Source organism: Delftia sp. WSY_7, assembly GCF_043104845.1.
Taxonomy (GTDB): domain Bacteria; phylum Pseudomonadota; class Gammaproteobacteria; order Burkholderiales; family Burkholderiaceae_C; genus Comamonas; species Comamonas tsuruhatensis.
In genome coordinates this window covers 88,284-104,200 of the sequence record NZ_JBICLB010000005.1, presented here as the reverse complement: position 1 = coordinate 104,200, position 15,917 = coordinate 88,284, and the positions used below count along the sequence as shown (strand labels likewise).

Below are 15,917 nucleotides of genomic sequence, written 5' to 3'. Positions count from 1 at the left end.
CCCAGCCGTTTTCCATCCTGCCCATGACCGCCGCAAGCGCCGCCCCCACCCTGTACCGCCGCCTGGCGGCCGACTACAGCCTGGCCATGGAGATGGGCACGCTCAAGGCGGGCGAGCGCATGCCTTCCGTGCGCGAGCTGATGCGCCGCCACGAGGTCAGCCTGTCCACGGCGCTGCAGACGCTGCGGCATCTGGAGGATCTGGGCCAGCTCGAGGCCCGCCCGCGCGTGGGCTACTTCGTGCGCGATGCCCGGCCTGCAGGGCTGGCGCCTGCCAGCGAACCGGATCTGAGCCAGCCCGTGCAGCCGTTGCCACAACAGCACTTTGCGGGCATCAATGAGCACATCTCGCTCATGCTGGAGCGCGGCCGCCAGGCCGATGTGCAGGTGGACCTGGGCGGTGCCACGCCGCCGCCGGAACTGTTCGACCGCGGCTACCTGAACCAGGCGGCTGCCCGGCTGCTGCGCGAGCAGCCCGATCTGCTGGTGCTGGGGCGTTCCATGATGGGCAGCCACCCTGATTTCCAGCGGGCCATGGCGCGGCGCGCGCTGGCGGCGGGCATCCATGTCGCACCGGCCGATGTGCTGGCGACCACGGGCAATTCCGAGGCCGTGAGCCTGGCGCTGGCCGCCGTGGCCTCGCCGGGGGATGTGGTGGCCGTGGAGTCGCCGACCTACTACGGCCTGCTGCAGGTGGTGGAGTCCTTGCAGATGCAGGCGCTGGAGATTCCCTGCAGCCCGCGCACCGGCCTGTCCATCGAGGCGCTGGAGCTGGCCCTGCAGACCCAGCCCCGGCTGAAGGCCGTGGTGGTCGTGCCCGAGCTGCAGATGCCGCTGGGCACGCGCATTCCCGATGAACACAAGGCCAGACTGGTCGAGCTGTGCGCCGCCCACGGCGTGGCGCTGATCGAGGACGACTCCTACGGCCTGTTCGTGGAAAGCAGCCAGCCCGTGCGCCCCATCAAGGCCTGGGACCGCCTGCCGGGACATGTGATCTATTGCGACGCCTTCAACAAGAGCATGGCGCCAGGCCTGCGCCAGGGCTGGATGAACGCCGGCCAGTGGCATGGCCGTGTGCAGATGCTCAAGTTCGCGCGCAGCCGGGGGACCCAGACCCTGGCCCAGTTGCTGGCGGCCGCCTGCGTGGGCTCGCCCGCGCATCTGCGCAATCTGCAGCGCCTGAAGCAGCAGCTGCGGCGCCAGCGCGAGGGCATGGCGCAGCTGGTGGCGCGCTTTTTCCCGTTGGGAACGCGGCTGAGCCTGCCGCCCGGCGGACTCAGCCTGTGGCTGGAGCTTCCGGCTGGCGTGTCCACGTCCGCGCTGTTCACGCAGGCGCTGGCGCGCGGCATACGCACGGCGCCGGGCAGCATGTTCTCCAACTCGGGCCGCTACGAGCACTGCATGCGCCTGGGCTGCACCCTGCCCGTGGATGGCGTGGTCGAGCAGGCCTGCCGCGATCTCGGCGCCATGGCCTGCGCGCAGCTGGGCCAGGCCGCGCGCCACGGGTGAGGGACGCAAAAAAACCGCCGGGCTTGCGCCGGGCGGTTTCTTTGTCGGTACCAGGGGCAGGCTGAATTACTTCAGCTTGATTTCCTTGTACGTGACGTGCTTGCGAGCCTTGGGATCAAACTTCATGATCGCCATCTTCTCGGGCATTGTCTTCTTGTTCTTGGTCGTGGTGTAGAAGTGGCCGGTTCCTGCAGTGGATTCCAGCTTGATCTTTTCGCGTCCGCCTTTAGCAGCCATGGTGTTTCTCCTTGAGGGATTTAGGCTTGGCCACGGGCACGCAGGTCTGCGAGCACGGAGTCGATACCGTTCTTGTCGATCAGGCGCAGAGCAGCGCTGGAAACGCGCAGGCGCACCCAACGGTTTTCGCTCTCAACCCAGAAACGGCGGTATTGCAGGTTGGGCAGGAAACGACGCTTGGTCTTGTTGTTGGCGTGGGAAACGTTGTTTCCCACCATGGGCTTCTTGCCCGTTACTTCACATACGCGTGCCATGAGGACACTCCGATAGTTGTACAGCCGCCGACGCTGATGCCCTGCATTTGCTGCAGGGCCTGCCGGCAACCTCACCTCGCCATAAAGGGTGGCGGTAACCCCATCGCTGAAAGTGTCCTGGCCATGCAAGCAAGGCGCGCTTCAAATTCAGCAAAGCCACGGATTATAGCGTCTTCATGAGAAAAGCCCCTGGGCCAGCCAATCACGGCGGCAGCCAGGGGCTTTTGCCGCCCTGCACGAGGGCAGGGCGGGCGGGATGGCATCCCGCTTATTCCTGCTCGAGGAAGCGCTGGGCGTCCAGCGCGGCCATGCAGCCCGTGCCGGCGCTGGTGATGGCCTGGCGGTAGACATGGTCCTGCACGTCGCCGGCCGCGAACACGCCGGGCACGCTGGTCTGGGTGGCGAAGCCCTTGAGGCCGCCCTGGGTGATGATGTAGCCGGTCTCGTCCATCTCCAGGTGGCCCTTGAAGATCTCGGTGTTGGGCGCGTGGCCGATGGCGATGAAGCAGCCCTGCAGCTGGATGTCCTCGGCATGGCCATCCTGGGTGCTCTTGATGCGGATGCCGGTCACGCCGGACTGGTCGCCCAGCACCTCGTCGAGCACGAAGTGGGTCTTGAGTTCGATCTTGCCGGCACGGACCTTGTCCATGAGCTTGTCCACGAGGATGGGCTCGGCCTTGAACTTGTCGCGGCGGTGCACCAGGGTGACCTTGCTGGCGATGTTGGACAGGTACAGGGCTTCCTCGACGGCGGTGTTGCCGCCGCCGACCACGCACACGGGCTGCTCGCGGTAGAAGAAACCGTCGCAGGTGGCGCAGCCCGAGACGCCGCGGCCCATGAAGGCCTCTTCGGAGGGCAGGCCCAGGTACTTGGCCGAGGCGCCCGTGGCAATGATCAGGCTGTCGCAGGTGTAGGTGCCCGAGTCGCCGGTCAGCGTGAACGGACGCTTGGAGAAATCGACGCTGTGGATGTGGTCGAACACCACCTGGGTCTTGAAGCGCTCTGCGTGCTCCAGGAAGCGCTGCATCAGTTCGGGGCCCTGTACGCCGTTCACGTCCGCAGGCCAGTTGTCCACTTCCGTCGTCGTCATCAGCTGGCCACCCTGGGCCATGCCGGTCACCAGCAGCGGGTTGAGGTTGGCGCGCGCGGCGTAGATGGCGGCCGTGTAGCCGGCAGGGCCGGAGCCGAGGATCAGGACTTTGGCGTGTTGCGTAGAAGACATGGATGCAGTTCTTGAAAAAGGCGCACGCCGGCAGTCGGCGTGCAGAAAAAAGATACATCGGGCACAGCCATGGAGTATCGCTCCGCAGCCGGGTTCCCGTTGCCATGCGGATCAATGGCCCGGATTGTCAAAAATGATCGACATGGCGCCGTCATGCAGCGGCGTCATGTTCTGTTGCAAGTGCTTGCATTACGCTAGCAGGCCGTCCTGGCTGTTTTTGCGGCCAGCCCGAGGGGGCTGGGGTAAGCTCCCGCCTGCGTATGACCTACTCATTGAACGCTCTGAACGCTTCCACATCCGCCAAGGGCAAATCCAAGTCTGCGGCGCGCCCCGGCATGGTGGCGCGCTTCGGCCATGAAATGCTGCTGTTGGCGGGGCTGCTGGCCCTGGTGTTCTGGCTTGCCTCCATGCTCAGCTACTCGCCCCAGGATCCAGCGTGGTCCACCTCCGGGGCGGGACACGCGCGCCTGGTCGCCAACTGGATGGGCCGCGTCGGAGCCTGGCTGGCCGACGCCTGCTATTTCGGCTTCGGCATGTCGGTCTGGTGGCTGGTTCTGGCCTCGGTGCAGACCTGGATGTCTTCCTTCGCCCGCTGGCTGCGGGGCGGCGTGCCCCGCGATGGCGTGCAACTGCCGCCGCTGTGGCGCCGGCGCCTGCGTTTCTGGGGTGGCCTGCTGCTGCTGCTGGGCGCAAGCTGCGCACTGGAGTGGACGCGCCTGTACCGCTTCGAGAGCGTGCTGCCCGGCCCGGCCGGCGGCGTCTTCGGTTACATGCTGGGGTACCACAGCCTGCAGTGGCTGGGCTTCATGGGCTCAGGCCTGATCGGCATTTGCGTGGCCGTGATCGGCCTGGCCATGGTGTTCCGCTTTTCCTGGGGTCATCTGGCTGAATCCATGGGCGCACGCCTGGACGGCTGGGTGCTCTTTCTTTTTGCGCGCCGTGAAAAGGCCCGGGACGAAGCCGCAGGCCGCCGCGCTGCGCGCGAGCGCGAGGAAGTGGTGCAGGAAGAGCGCACGGAAAGCGCCGTGCAGCACCCGCAGCCCGTGCAGATCATCGAACCCGTGCTCCAGGAGGCTGCGATACCCAGCGTGCGCGTGGTCAAGGAGCGCCAGAAGCCCCTGTTCTCCGAACTGCCCGACAGCAAGCTGCCCCAGGTGGATCTGCTCGATGCGGCGCAGCAGCGCCAGGAAAGTGTCTCGCCCGAAACGCTGGAGATGACCAGCCGGCTGATCGAAAAGCGCCTCAAGGACTTTGGTGTCGATGTGCATGTGGTCGCCGCCATGCCCGGCCCCGTGATCACGCGCTACGAGATCGAGCCGGCCACGGGCGTCAAGGGCTCGCAGATCGTGAACCTGGCCAAGGATCTGGCGCGCTCGCTGTCCCTGGTGTCCATCCGCGTGATCGAGACGATTCCCGGCAAGAATTTCATGGCGCTGGAGCTGCCCAATGCCAAGCGCCAGTCCATCCGCCTGTCCGAGGTGCTGGGCTCGCAGGTCTACCACGACGCCAAGAGCATGCTGACCATGGGCCTGGGCAAGGACATCGTGGGCAACCCGGTGGTGGCCGATCTGGCCAAGATGCCGCACGTGCTGGTCGCCGGCACCACGGGTTCGGGCAAGTCGGTGGGGATCAACGCCATGATCCTGTCGCTGCTGTACAAGGCCGAGGCGCGCGATGTGCGCCTGCTGATGATCGACCCCAAGATGCTGGAAATGTCGGTCTACGAAGGCATTCCTCACCTGCTGTGCCCCGTGGTCACCGACATGAAGCAGGCCGCCAACGGCCTGAACTGGTGCGTGGCCGAGATGGAGCGCCGCTACAAGCTCATGAGCAAGCTGGGCGTGCGCAATCTGGCGGGATACAACACCAAGATCGACGAGGCCAAGGCGCGTGAGGAATCGATTCCCAACCCCTTCAGCCTCACGCCCGAGGAGCCCGAGCCGCTGCAGCGCCTGCCGCACATCGTCATCGTCATCGACGAGCTGGCCGACCTGATGATGGTGGTCGGCAAGAAGATCGAGGAGCTGATCGCGCGCCTGGCCCAGAAGGCCCGCGCGGCCGGCATCCACCTGATCCTGGCCACCCAGCGCCCCAGCGTGGACGTGATCACCGGCCTGATCAAGGCCAACATTCCCACGCGCATCGCCTTCCAGGTCAGCAGCAAGATCGACAGCCGCACCGTGCTCGATCAGATGGGTGCCGAGTCCCTGCTGGGCATGGGCGACATGCTCTACATGGCCAGCGGCACGGGCTTGCCCGTGCGCGTGCACGGCGCCTTTGTGTCCGACGAGGAAGTGCACCGCGTCGTGGGCTACCTCAAGGAGCAGGGCGAGGCCGACTATATCGAGGGTGTGCTCGAAGGCGGCACGGCCGAGGGCGACAGCGAGTTCGGCGCGGAGTCCGGCGACGGCGGCAACGGCGAGAAGGATCCCATGTACGACCAGGCCGTGGAAGTGGTGCTCAAGGACCGCAAGGCCAGCATCTCGTATGTGCAGCGCAAGCTCAGGATTGGTTACAACCGCTCGGCGCGCCTGCTGGAAGATATGGAAAAAGCGGGCCTCGTCAGCGGTCTCACGGCCAGCGGGCAGCGCGAGGTGCTGGTGCCGGCGCGCGCCGGGGAATGAGCCCGCATTTCGCAATCATGGAGAAAGAATGAAACGTCTGTTGACTGCAGTTGTGATCGCGGCAAGCGCGACGGCCTCGTGGGCCGATGGCCTCAAGAGCCTGGAAGCCTTCATGAAGAATTCCCAGGCCGGCCGCGCCGAATTCACCCAGGCCGTCACGGCCCCGTCCAAGGATGGCCAGCCCCCGCGCACCAAGAACTCCAGCGGCCAGTTCGAATTCCAGCGTCCCGGCAAGTTCAGGTTCGTCTATACCAAGCCGTTCGAGCAGACCATCGTCGCCGACGGCAAGACACTGTGGCTTTATGACGCCGACCTCAACCAGGTCACGCAGCGCTCCCAGGCCCAGGCCTTGGGCAGCACGCCGGCCGCCATCCTGGCGTCGGCCAACGATCTCAAGGCGTTGAGTGCCGACTTCGATCTGCAATCCGCGCCCGAGCAGGATGGCCTGCAATGGGTCCAGGCCAGCCCCAAGGACAAGAACGGCCAGCTCAAGAGCGTGCGCGTGGGCTTTGCGGCCGATGGCCAGCTTTCGGCGCTGGACATCCTTGACAGCTTTGGCCAGCGTTCGCTGATCCGCTTCAGCCAGCTGCAGACCCAGGCGTCCTTGCCAGCCTCGACTTTCGAGTTCAAGGTGCCAGCGGGCGCCGACGTGCTCAAGCAGTAATCCACCGCTGCACAGGGCGGCCCTTCAAGAACCTCACACGCTGCGGTGCGCAGTTTGTGAGGTTTTGTAATGGTTTTGCCTAATATCGCCGGGACAATAGCGGCCTGCGGCCAGCGACTGTTTCGACGTCCCTTCGAGGACATGCTGGCCGGCTCTCGCATGTCTTTATGAACCTCAGTCGCAAGTTGCCGCTCGCCATTGCCATGGCGCTGCTATTCACCCTGGCCGCCGGATTCTTCGGCCTCTGGTCGGCCCATCAATCCCTTGGCGTCTTTCACGGCGACGTACAGCGCCACATGGCCGCAGAGCGCCTTGCCGCAGAAGTGGAAGGCCACTTCAAGACCCAGGTCCAGGAATGGAAGAACGTGCTGCTGCGCGGCTCGGACAACGCGCTGCGCGAGCGGCACTGGAAGGGCTTTCTGTCCGATGAGCGCGCCGTGCAGGACAAGACCACCGCCTTGCTGGCCCTGGTGGAAGACACCGCCCTGCGCGAGATGGCCCAACGCTTTGTGGCACAGCACCGCAAGATGGCCGAGGGCTATCGCGTGGGCCTGGACAAGTTCGAGGCCACGGGCTTCGACCCCTCCGTGGGCGACATGGCCGTGCGCGGCGTGGACCGCGAGCCGGCCGAGCTGCTGTCCCGGCTCAAGGCCGGCATCGCTTCCCAGAGCAAGTCCGTGGCCGACGATGCGTACAGCAGCGGCAGGCGCGCCACGGAATTGAGCCTGGCGCTGATGCTGGTGGCGGCCGTGGCCGGCGTGGCCATTGGCTGGCTCATCACCCGCGCCGTGGTGGCACCGCTGCGCAGCGCGGTCCGGCTGGCCGAGAACGTGGCCCGTGGCCATCTGACCAATGCCATAGCGAGCGGCGGCCGCGACGAGCTGGGCCAGCTGCTGCGGGCGCTGGGCGCCATGCAGGAACAGCTGCGCAGCATCGTCGTGGAAGTGCGCGGCAATGCGGAGCAGGTGGCATCCGCCAGCTCGCAGATCGCAGCGGGCAACAGCGACCTGGCCCAGCGCACCGAGCAGCAGGCGTCGGCCCTGCAGATGACGGCATCGTCCATGGACCAGCTCGACTCCACCGTGCGTGGCAATGCCGATCACGCAGAGAAGGCCAACTTGCTGGCTTCCTCCGCCAGCGACATTGCCACGCGCGGCGGCGATGCCATCTCGGCCGTCGTGGGCACCATGCGCAGCATCCAGGATGCGTCCGAACGCGTGGTCAGCATCATCGAGGTGATCGACGGCATTGCCTTCCAGACCAACATTCTTGCGCTCAACGCGGCCGTGGAGGCCGCACGGGCCGGCGAGCAGGGCCGGGGCTTTGCGGTGGTGGCCGCCGAGGTGCGCACGCTGGCCCAGCGCAGCTCGGGTGCGGCGCGGGAGATCCGCGACCTGATCCAGGCCAACGCCCAGCGCGTGGCCCTGGGCGCCCAGGAGGTGGACAGTGCGGGCGCGACCATGGCCTCGGTGCAGGAGGCGATTGCCAAGGTCTCGCGCATGATCGGCGCCATCAGCCATTCCAGCGGCGAACAGAGCGCGGGCGTGAGCCATGTCAACAGCGCCATCGTCCGCATCGAGGAAGGCACCCAGCAGAACGCCGCGCTGGTGGAGCAGACCAGTTCGGCCGCCGAGAGCCTGCGCAAGCAGGCCCATCAGCTGGTCGAACTCATGTCAAGGTTCAGGACGGCTTGAACGCGGCGGCGGGCGCAGGGCGCAGCCGGTCGTGGAGGGCGGCCAGCACCAGGGTCGCGGCCACGGGCAGGGCCCAGCCCATGCCGTTGCCCGGCAGGCTGTTCAGGAACGCGGGCAGCCAGTCCTGCCAGCCGGCAGCCCTGGCTGCATCGATGAGACCAAACAACAGGGCCACGGCCAGCACCGGTGCGAACACCCGCTGCGCATTGCGCCACAGGCCAGACAGCAGGCTCAGCACCACCAGGGCGATGGCCAGCGGGTAGATGCCCACGAGCACGGGTCCGGATACGGCGATCAATTGGGCCAGGCCCTGGTTGGACACCAGAATGCAGGCCAGGCCGATGGCCACCACCACTGCACGGTAGGGCAGGCGCAGCATTTGGCTGAAGTAGGCGCCGCAGGCACTGACCAGGCCCACGGCCGTGGTCAGGCAGGCCAGGGAGATCACCACGGCCAGCAGCAGGCTGCCGATGGGGCCGAAGGTGTGATCCACATAGCGCGTGAGGATGAGCACGCCGGTCTGTGCCTGCGGGGCGATGGACTGGCTGGTGGCGCCCAGATGGATCAGCGACAGATACACCATGCCCAGTCCGACGGCGGCGATCACGCCCGCGACGATGGCGTAGCGCGTCTGCAGGCCGGTATCGGAGATGCCGCGGTCACGGATGGCGTTGACGATGACGATGCCGAAGGCCAGCGCCCCCAGCGCGTCCATGGTCTGGTAGCCCTCCAGGAAACCTTCGGTCAGCGGCGACACCAGGTAGTCGCCACTGGCCCTGGTGGCCTCCCCGGCCGGCAGCAGCACGGCGGCGGCGCCCAGCACCACCAGCGCCAGGATCAACACGGGCGTGATCAGCTTGCCGATGTTGTCGATCAGCTTGCCCGGGAACAGGGACAGGCCCATGACCAGGGCGAAGTACACGGCAGAGTAGATGAACAGGGCTGTGCTGCTGTGGCCCATGAAAGGCGCAAAGCCCATCTCGAACGACACCGTCGCCGTGCGCGGCGTGGCGAACAGCGGCCCCAGGATGAGATAGATCAGCAGGCCCAGCACCATTCCGGCCTTGCGGCCCACGGGCGAGGTCAGTGCGTCCATGCCGCCGCCCACTCGCGCCAGTGCGACCACCGTGAGCAGGGGCAGGCCCACGCCCGTCAGCAGGAAGCCGGTGGCCGCGGCAGCCGCGTGTTCGCCGGCGCCCTGGCCGACCATGGGCGGAAAGATGATGTTGCCCGCGCCGAGGAACAGCGCAAAGGTCATGAAGCCTAGGGCGATCAGGTCCCTGGTCTTGAGTGTTTGCATGGATGCAGAAATGAAAAGGCCCCGCATTGCCGCATGGCAGGCGGTTCCGTAAACGGAGGGAGGCGCGGGGTTGGAAGGCTGCGATGACGCAGGCCCGAAGGTCGCGCGCGGATCGCGCGGCCGGCTCCGCAAAGGGCAGCATTTTAGGGCTGCGGCCCGAAGCAGGTGTGAAATGTCAGTGATTGCTCTTGATGGGGTGCATGCAAACAATCCATGTCGTTTCAGTGACATGCCTGGAGGCGATGGCCATATTCCCGTCTGAAGATCAGGAGTTTCAGTCCACGGCCGACATCAGGCATCAAGGCCTGGCGCACCTGCGCCAGCCATGGCGTGGACAATGGCGCCATGGTTCTGCAACTGCATCTGTTCCCTTTGGCGAAGAATCCGCAACACGGGCTGCCGCACCTCGCGTGCGGGGAGCGGCTTTCGAGAGAGCTGCCCCATGGCTGATCTGTTCACCCAGGAGCCCTCCGCACCACTGGCCGAAGCCCTGCGGCCCAAGACCCTGGACGAGGTCGTGGGCCAGTCCCACCTGCTGGGCGAAGGCAAGCCGCTGCGCCTGGCCTTCCAGTCGGGCAAGCCGCATTCCATGATCTTCTGGGGGCCGCCCGGCGTGGGCAAGACCACGCTGGCCCGGCTCACGGCCACGGCCTTCAAGTGCGAGTTCATTGCGCTGTCTGCGGTGTTCTCCGGGGTCAAGGACATCCGCGCGGCCATGGAGCAGGCGCAGCAGAACCTGGCCATGGGCCGGCACACCATCCTCTTCGTGGACGAGATCCACCGCTTCAACAAATCCCAGCAGGATGCGCTGCTGCCCTATGCGGAAAGCGGCCTGGTGACCTTCATCGGCGCCACCACGGAAAACCCGTCCTTCGAAGTGAACTCGGCCCTGCTGTCGCGCGCACAGGTCTATGTGCTGCAGTCCCTGACCGACGAAGAGCTCAGGCAGCTGCTGCAGCGCGCGCAGGAAAAGGCCCTTGGCGGCCTGCAGTTCGACGACTTGGCGCGGGACACCATCATCGGCTATGCCGATGGCGACGCCCGGCGGTTCCTGAACCTGCTGGAGCAATGCCAGACGGCGGCGGGCGCTGCAGGCGTCACCCGGATCGATGCCGAATTCGTGCAGAACGCGCTGACCTTGAATGCCAGGCGCTTCGACAAGGGGGGCGACAACTTCTACGACCAGATCTCGGCCCTGCACAAGTCCGTGCGCGGCTCCCATCCCGATGCGGCGCTCTACTGGCTCACCCGCATGCTCGACGGCGGCGCCGATGCGCGCTACCTGTCGCGGCGCATCGTGCGCATGGCCTGGGAAGACATAGGCCTGGCCGATCCGCGCGCCATGCAGATCGCCAACGATGCGGCCCTGACCTACGAGCGCCTGGGCAGCCCCGAAGGCGAGCTGGCCCTGGGCCAGGCCGTCATCTACCTGGCCATGGCCCCCAAGAGCAACGCCGGCTACAACGCCTACAACAAGGCCCGGGCCTTCGTGAAGCAGGACAGGAGCCGCGAGGTGCCCGTGCACCTGCGCAACGCGCCCACCAAGCTCATGAAGGAGCTGGGCTACGGCCATGAATACCGCTACGCGCACGACGAGCCCAACGCCTACGCGGCCGGCGAGACCTATCTGCCCGAGGGCATTGCGGAGCCGGGCTGGTACCAGCCCGTGCCACGGGGCCTGGAGATCAAGATCGGCGAGAAGCTGGCCGTGCTGCGCAAGTGGGATGAAGAGGCTGGCGGCGGCGGCGCATAGCCGAATCCCGTGAGAGCAGGCCGGGGCTGGAGCCAGGGCTAGGCGCCCGGGCCGGGCTCCACCGTCACATCCCGCGCGTGCAAGGGAGCGTGGCAGTGCGAGCAGACGATCAGGGGATCGAACGTGTGGCCGCACACCGAATGCCGGTGCAGCAGGGGCCGGCCTTCCTCGCCGGACATGTGCACATCGCCCCAGTGCACGATGGCCATGACCACGGGATGCAGGTCCAGTCCCTTGGACGTGAGGCGGTACTCGTGCCGCACCGGCGCCTCCTGGTAGGCCACCTTCTTGAGCACGCCGGCCTCGACCAGCCTGGCCAGCCTGTCCGACAGCATGGGGCGTGAAATGCCCAGGCGCCCCAGGAATTCATCGAAGCGGCGCACTCCCAGAAAGCAGTCGCGCAGCACCAGCAGCGTCCAGCGGTCACCGATGACCGAGACCGTGCGTGCGATGGAGCAGCGCTCCTCTTCCAGTTCGTTCCATTTCATTGGGCAGTTCCCCGCTTGACGGGTTCAGATTTTAAACCTACCGTGCATAAAGTTCAAAAAATGAACTGACTTCTTCATCCACGGAGATTCCATGACCGACAAGAAAGCCATCCTCGTCATCGGTGCCGGTGACGCCACGGGCGGGGCGATTGCCCGGCGCTTTGCGCGCGAAGGCTATATCGCCTGCGTCACCCGCCGCGATGCCGACAAACTCCAGCCGCTGGTCGAGCAGATCCGCGCCGCAGGGGGTGAAGCCCATGGTTTTGGCAGCGACGCGCGCAAGGAAGAGGAAATGGTGGCCCTGGTGCAGAAGATCGAGGCCGAGATCGCACCCATCGAGGTCGCCGTCTTCAACATCGGCGCCAATGTGCGCTTCGGCATCACCGAAACCACGGCGCGCGTCTACTTCAAGGTCTGGGAGATGGCCTGCTTCGCCGGCTTTCTGATGGGGCGGGAGGCGGCCAGGGTGATGCTGCCGCGCGGCCGGGGCACCATCATCTTCACGGGCGCCACGGCCAGTCTGCGCGGGCGCGAGGGCTTTGCCGCGTTTGCCGGTGCCAAGCACGGCCTGCGCGCCCTGGCGCAGAGCATGGCGCGCGAACTCTGGCCCAAGGGCATCCATGTGGCCCATCCCGTGATCGATGGCGCCATAGACACCGAATTCATCCGCAGCAATTTCCCCGAGCGCTATGCCCTCAAGGAGCAGGGCGGCATCCTCAATCCCGAGCACATTGCCGACCTCTACTGGCAACTGCACCAGCAGCCGCGCGACGCCTGGACGCACGAGACCGAGATCCGTCCCTGGATGGAGCCGTGGTGAGCCGCCTTGCCTTATCGCATCGTCACTTCCTCCCACTCCCGCAGGCCACGCCATGAACACCAAGGTGCAATTTCTCTTCGACTTCGGCAGCCCCAACGCCTATCTCTGCCACCAGGTCATTCCCCGGATCGAGGCGCGCAGCGGCATCCGCTTCGAATATGTGCCTGTCCTGCTGGGAGGCCTGTTCAAGCTGGCCAACAACCGCTCCCCGGCCGAGGCCAATGCCGACATTCCCAACAAGCGCGCCTATGAGGCGCTGGAGCTGCAGCGCTTCGTGCACAGGCACAGCCTCACGCGCTTCCGGATGAATCCTCACTTTCCCGTGAACACCCTGCAGATCATGCGTGGGGCCGTGGCCGCCCAGGACATGGGCTGCTTCGAGCGCTATGTCGATGCGGTGTTCTCCAGCATGTGGGAGAAGGGCTGCAAGATGGACGATGCCCAGGTGATCGGCACCGAGCTGTCCGGGGCGGGTCTGGACGCCCCAGCCCTGATCGCCGCAAGCCAGACGCCCGAAGTCAAGGCCCGGCTGCTGGCAAATACCGAGCAGGCCTTCCACCGTGGCGCTTTCGGATCGCCCACCTTTTTTGTTGGCGACGAGATCTACTTCGGCAAGGACCGCCTGCGCGATGTGGAGGAAGAAGCGCTGCGGGCCTGAAGCCAGCCTCAGGCCGACCGTCCGTCGTAGCGCGTGATGCGCAAGGCTTCGGCATCCACGCCTTCCAGGCAGCGCACGTTGACGGCCGCCATGTGCCGGCCCTTGGGGTCGGTGGCTTCGCCGAAAGGGTGGATGCCGCAGGTCGGGCAGAAGCGGTGCTGGATCAGATGCCGGTGGAAGGTGTAGGAGCGCATCTGCTCCTCGGGCGTGCTCAGCTGCAGCTGTTCGCGAGGCACGAACCACATGAGGGCGCCCTTGCGCGCGCAGATGGAACAGTTGCAGGCCATGACCTGGGTGAGTTCGCCTTCCACATCGAAAGCGATGCCGCCGCAGTGGCAGCTGCCGTGGTATTTCATCGGGGTTCTCCGTGGCCACCGCTTGCTGGCGGCACTGCCGTTGATGGTAGGAGTTCATGCTGGCTGCGGCAAATTGCTGCAGTGCTACATAAGAGCGCGTGGCTTGTAAAGCCTCGGGAAACCCCGCTGCAACAAGGCGTTGCAGGCCACCGGGGGGTGCCTAGAATCGCCCATCCCCTGCGGCTTCCTGATCACAAGCCGGGATGCGGCAGGAGAGCTTCCACCACCATGGCATTGCTGGCTCCGTTCGTTTGGATGCGAGGCACGCTGAATGTCTCCATCCTGAGCAAAAGGGGAGAGCGCATATGGACATACTGCTTCAGCAGGTCATCAACGGATTGGTCCTGGGCAGCATGTATGCCCTGATCGCCCTGGGCTACACCATGGTGTACGGCATCATCCAGCTCATCAACTTCGCCCATGGCGAGGTGCTCATGGTCGGGGCGCTGACCAGCTGGAGCTGCATAGGCCTGATGCAGGAGGCCATGCCGGGCGCACCGGGCTGGCTGATCCTGCTGCTGGCGACGGTGATCGCCTGCGTGGTGGCCGCCGCACTGAATTTCGTGATCGAGAAAGTGGCCTACCGGCGCCTGCGCAGCAGCCCGCGCCTGGCGCCCCTGATCACGGCCATCGGCGTCTCGCTGCTGCTGCAGACGCTGGCCATGATCATCTGGAAGCCCAACTACAAGGCCTATCCCACGCTGCTGCCGAGCACGCCCTTCGAGATCGGCACGGCGGTGATCACGCCCACCCAGATCCTGGTGCTGGTGGTCACGGCGATTGCGCTGGCTGCGCTGACCTACCTGGTCAACTACACCAAGCTCGGGCGCGCCATGCGGGCCACGGCCGAGAATCCGCGCGTGGCGGCCTTGATGGGCGTCAAGCCTGACATGGTGATCTCTGCCACCTTCATCATCGGCGCCGTGCTGGCGGCCATCGCGGGCATCATGTATGCCTCCAACTACGGCACGGCCCACCACACCATGGGCTTTCTGCCGGGGCTCAAGGCCTTCACGGCGGCCGTGTTCGGCGGCATCGGCAACCTGGCGGGCGCCGTGGTCGGCGCCATGCTGCTGGGGCTGATCGAGTCCATTGGCTCGGGCTACATCGGTGATCTCACGGGCGGCGTGCTGGGCAGCCACTACACCGACATCTTCGCCTTCATCGTGCTCATCATCATCCTGACGCTGCGCCCCTCGGGCCTGCTGGGTGAGCGTGTGGCCGACCGCGCCTGAGGAGAGACGCATGAACAGCAAGAAGACCGTGCAATGGATCCTGGGTGGCCTGGCGCTGCTGGTGCTGCCGCTGGTGCTGCAGTATTTCGGCAATGCCTGGGTGCGCATCGCCGACCTGGCGCTGCTCTATGTGCTGCTGGCATTGGGCCTGAACGTGGTGGTGGGCTACGCGGGCCTGCTGGACCTGGGCTATGTGGCGTTCTACGCCGTGGGCGCCTACATGTTCGCGCTGATGGCCTCGCCGCATCTGGCGGAGACCTTCGAGGGCTTTGCCGCCATGTTCCCGGACGGGCTGCATACCTCCATCTGGCTGGTGATACCGCTGGCGGCGCTGCTGGCGGCCATCACGGGGATTTTGCTGGGCATTCCGGTGCTCAAGCTGCGCGGGGACTACCTGGCCATCGTCACGCTGGGCTTCGGCGAGATCATCCGCATCTTCATGAACAACCTGGACCAGCCGGTCAACATCACCAATGGCCCCAAAGGCATAGGCCAGATCGACTCGGTCAAGATCCTGGGGCTGGACCTAGCCAAGCGCCAGGAGATCTTCGGCTACGACATCAGCTCGGTCACGCTGTACTACTACCTGTTCCTCTTCCTGGTGCTGGTCAGCATCGTGATCTGCTGGCGCCTGCAGGACTCGCGCATAGGCCGCGCCTGGATGGCCATCCGCGAGGATGAGATCGCCGCCAAGGCCATGGGCATCAACACGCGCAACATGAAGCTGCTGGCCTTCGGCATGGGCGCCTCTTTTGGCGGTGTCTCGGGCGCCATGTTCGCGGCCTTCCAGGGCTTCGTCTCGCCCGAGTCGTTCAGCCTCATGGAGTCCATCATGATCGTGGCCATGGTGGTGCTCGGCGGCCTTGGCCATCTGCCCGGCGTGATCCTGGGTGCGGTGCTGCTGTCGGCGTTGCCCGAGGTGCTGCGCTATGTGGCCGGTCCCCTGCAGCAGATGACCGATGGGCGGCTCGATGCCTCCATCCTGCGCCAGCTGCTGATCGCGCTGGCCATGATCGTCATCATGCTGATGCGTCCGCGCGGCCTGTGGCCGTCGCCCGAGCATGGCAAGAACCTGCCGCACCAGTCCTGAGCATGGAGAAACCG

The 15,917-nt window shown here is 65.8% G+C and carries 15 protein-coding genes; 9 read left to right on the top strand and 6 right to left on the bottom strand.

Going from position 1 to position 15,917, the window contains the following annotated elements; genetic code table 11:
- Positions 1–23: 23 nt before the first annotated feature.
- Positions 24–1,508: a PLP-dependent aminotransferase family protein gene (locus ACF8ME_RS01810; RefSeq protein WP_392415039.1), complete on the top strand. Its 1,485-nt coding sequence runs from the start codon at positions 24–26 to the stop codon at positions 1,506–1,508.
- Positions 1,509–1,574: 66 nt separating this feature from the next.
- On the opposite strand, the gene rpmG is transcribed toward ACF8ME_RS01810, so the two are convergent.
- The 3 genes from rpmG to trxB form a co-directional block, all read right to left on the bottom strand.
- A complete protein-coding gene (gene rpmG / locus ACF8ME_RS01805; RefSeq protein ID WP_012207164.1) occupies positions 1,575–1,745 on the bottom strand; it encodes a 50S ribosomal protein L33 in 171 nt (56 codons plus the stop codon).
- Positions 1,746–1,765: 20 nt separating this feature from the next.
- Positions 1,766–1,999: a 50S ribosomal protein L28 gene (gene rpmB, locus ACF8ME_RS01800; protein ID WP_012207163.1), complete on the bottom strand. Its 234-nt coding sequence runs from the start codon at positions 1,997–1,999 to the stop codon at positions 1,766–1,768.
- A 268-nt stretch (positions 2,000–2,267) separates the two neighbouring features.
- Positions 2,268–3,221 (bottom strand): thioredoxin-disulfide reductase, encoded by a 954-nt coding sequence (trxB, locus tag ACF8ME_RS01795; protein ID WP_016445763.1) that lies wholly within the window; start codon positions 3,219–3,221, stop codon positions 2,268–2,270.
- Positions 3,222–3,481: 260 nt separating this feature from the next.
- On the opposite strand from trxB, the gene ACF8ME_RS01790 reads away from it, so the two are divergent.
- The 3 genes from ACF8ME_RS01790 (at position 3,482) to ACF8ME_RS01780 (ending at position 8,203) form a co-directional block, all read left to right on the top strand.
- Positions 3,482–5,845: a DNA translocase FtsK gene (locus tag ACF8ME_RS01790; RefSeq protein WP_392415038.1), complete on the top strand. Its 2,364-nt coding sequence runs from the start codon at positions 3,482–3,484 to the stop codon at positions 5,843–5,845.
- A gap of 28 nt (positions 5,846–5,873) precedes the next feature.
- Entirely contained in the window at positions 5,874–6,509 is a 636-nt protein-coding gene (gene lolA / locus ACF8ME_RS01785) for an outer membrane lipoprotein chaperone LolA (RefSeq protein ID WP_392415036.1), read from the top strand.
- A 167-nt stretch (positions 6,510–6,676) separates the two neighbouring features.
- Positions 6,677–8,203: a methyl-accepting chemotaxis protein gene (locus ACF8ME_RS01780; RefSeq protein ID WP_392415034.1), complete on the top strand. Its 1,527-nt coding sequence runs from the start codon at positions 6,677–6,679 to the stop codon at positions 8,201–8,203.
- On the opposite strand, the gene brnQ is transcribed toward ACF8ME_RS01780, so the two are convergent.
- Positions 8,190–9,503 (bottom strand): branched-chain amino acid transport system II carrier protein, encoded by a 1,314-nt coding sequence (gene brnQ / locus ACF8ME_RS01775; protein ID WP_016451105.1) that lies wholly within the window; start codon positions 9,501–9,503, stop codon positions 8,190–8,192. The two genes, ACF8ME_RS01780 and brnQ, sit on opposite strands and share 14 nt — an antisense overlap.
- Positions 9,504–9,945: 442 nt before the next feature.
- On the opposite strand from brnQ, the gene ACF8ME_RS01770 reads away from it, so the two are divergent.
- The gene (locus tag ACF8ME_RS01770) at positions 9,946–11,256 is read left to right on the top strand and encodes a replication-associated recombination protein A (protein ID WP_016445768.1); all 1,311 of its coding nucleotides are present in this window, start codon (positions 9,946–9,948) and stop codon (positions 11,254–11,256) included.
- A gap of 38 nt (positions 11,257–11,294) precedes the next feature.
- Here ACF8ME_RS01770 and ACF8ME_RS01765 read toward each other — a convergent pair whose 3' ends face one another.
- The gene (locus tag ACF8ME_RS01765) at positions 11,295–11,744 is read right to left on the bottom strand and encodes a helix-turn-helix domain-containing protein (protein ID WP_016445769.1); all 450 of its coding nucleotides are present in this window, start codon (positions 11,742–11,744) and stop codon (positions 11,295–11,297) included.
- Between the two features lie 91 nt (positions 11,745–11,835).
- On the opposite strand from ACF8ME_RS01765, the gene ACF8ME_RS01760 reads away from it, so the two are divergent.
- A complete protein-coding gene (locus tag ACF8ME_RS01760; RefSeq protein WP_016445770.1) occupies positions 11,836–12,564 on the top strand; it encodes an SDR family oxidoreductase in 729 nt (242 codons plus the stop codon).
- Between the two features lie 52 nt (positions 12,565–12,616).
- Positions 12,617–13,222, top strand: coding sequence for a 2-hydroxychromene-2-carboxylate isomerase (locus ACF8ME_RS01755; RefSeq protein WP_016445771.1), 606 nt, complete (start codon positions 12,617–12,619; stop codon positions 13,220–13,222).
- 8 nt (positions 13,223–13,230) lie between these two features.
- On the opposite strand, the gene ACF8ME_RS01750 is transcribed toward ACF8ME_RS01755, so the two are convergent.
- Positions 13,231–13,578 (bottom strand): GFA family protein, encoded by a 348-nt coding sequence (locus ACF8ME_RS01750; protein WP_016445772.1) that lies wholly within the window; start codon positions 13,576–13,578, stop codon positions 13,231–13,233.
- 305 nt (positions 13,579–13,883) lie between these two features.
- Between ACF8ME_RS01750 and ACF8ME_RS01745 the strand changes: the two genes are divergently transcribed.
- On the top strand, positions 13,884–14,813 hold the full coding sequence (locus ACF8ME_RS01745) for a branched-chain amino acid ABC transporter permease (RefSeq protein WP_016445773.1): 930 nt from the start codon (positions 13,884–13,886) through the stop codon (positions 14,811–14,813).
- A gap of 10 nt (positions 14,814–14,823) precedes the next feature.
- Positions 14,824–15,903, top strand: coding sequence for a branched-chain amino acid ABC transporter permease (locus ACF8ME_RS01740; protein WP_016445774.1), 1,080 nt, complete (start codon positions 14,824–14,826; stop codon positions 15,901–15,903).
- The last annotated feature ends 14 nt before the right edge of the window (positions 15,904–15,917 follow it).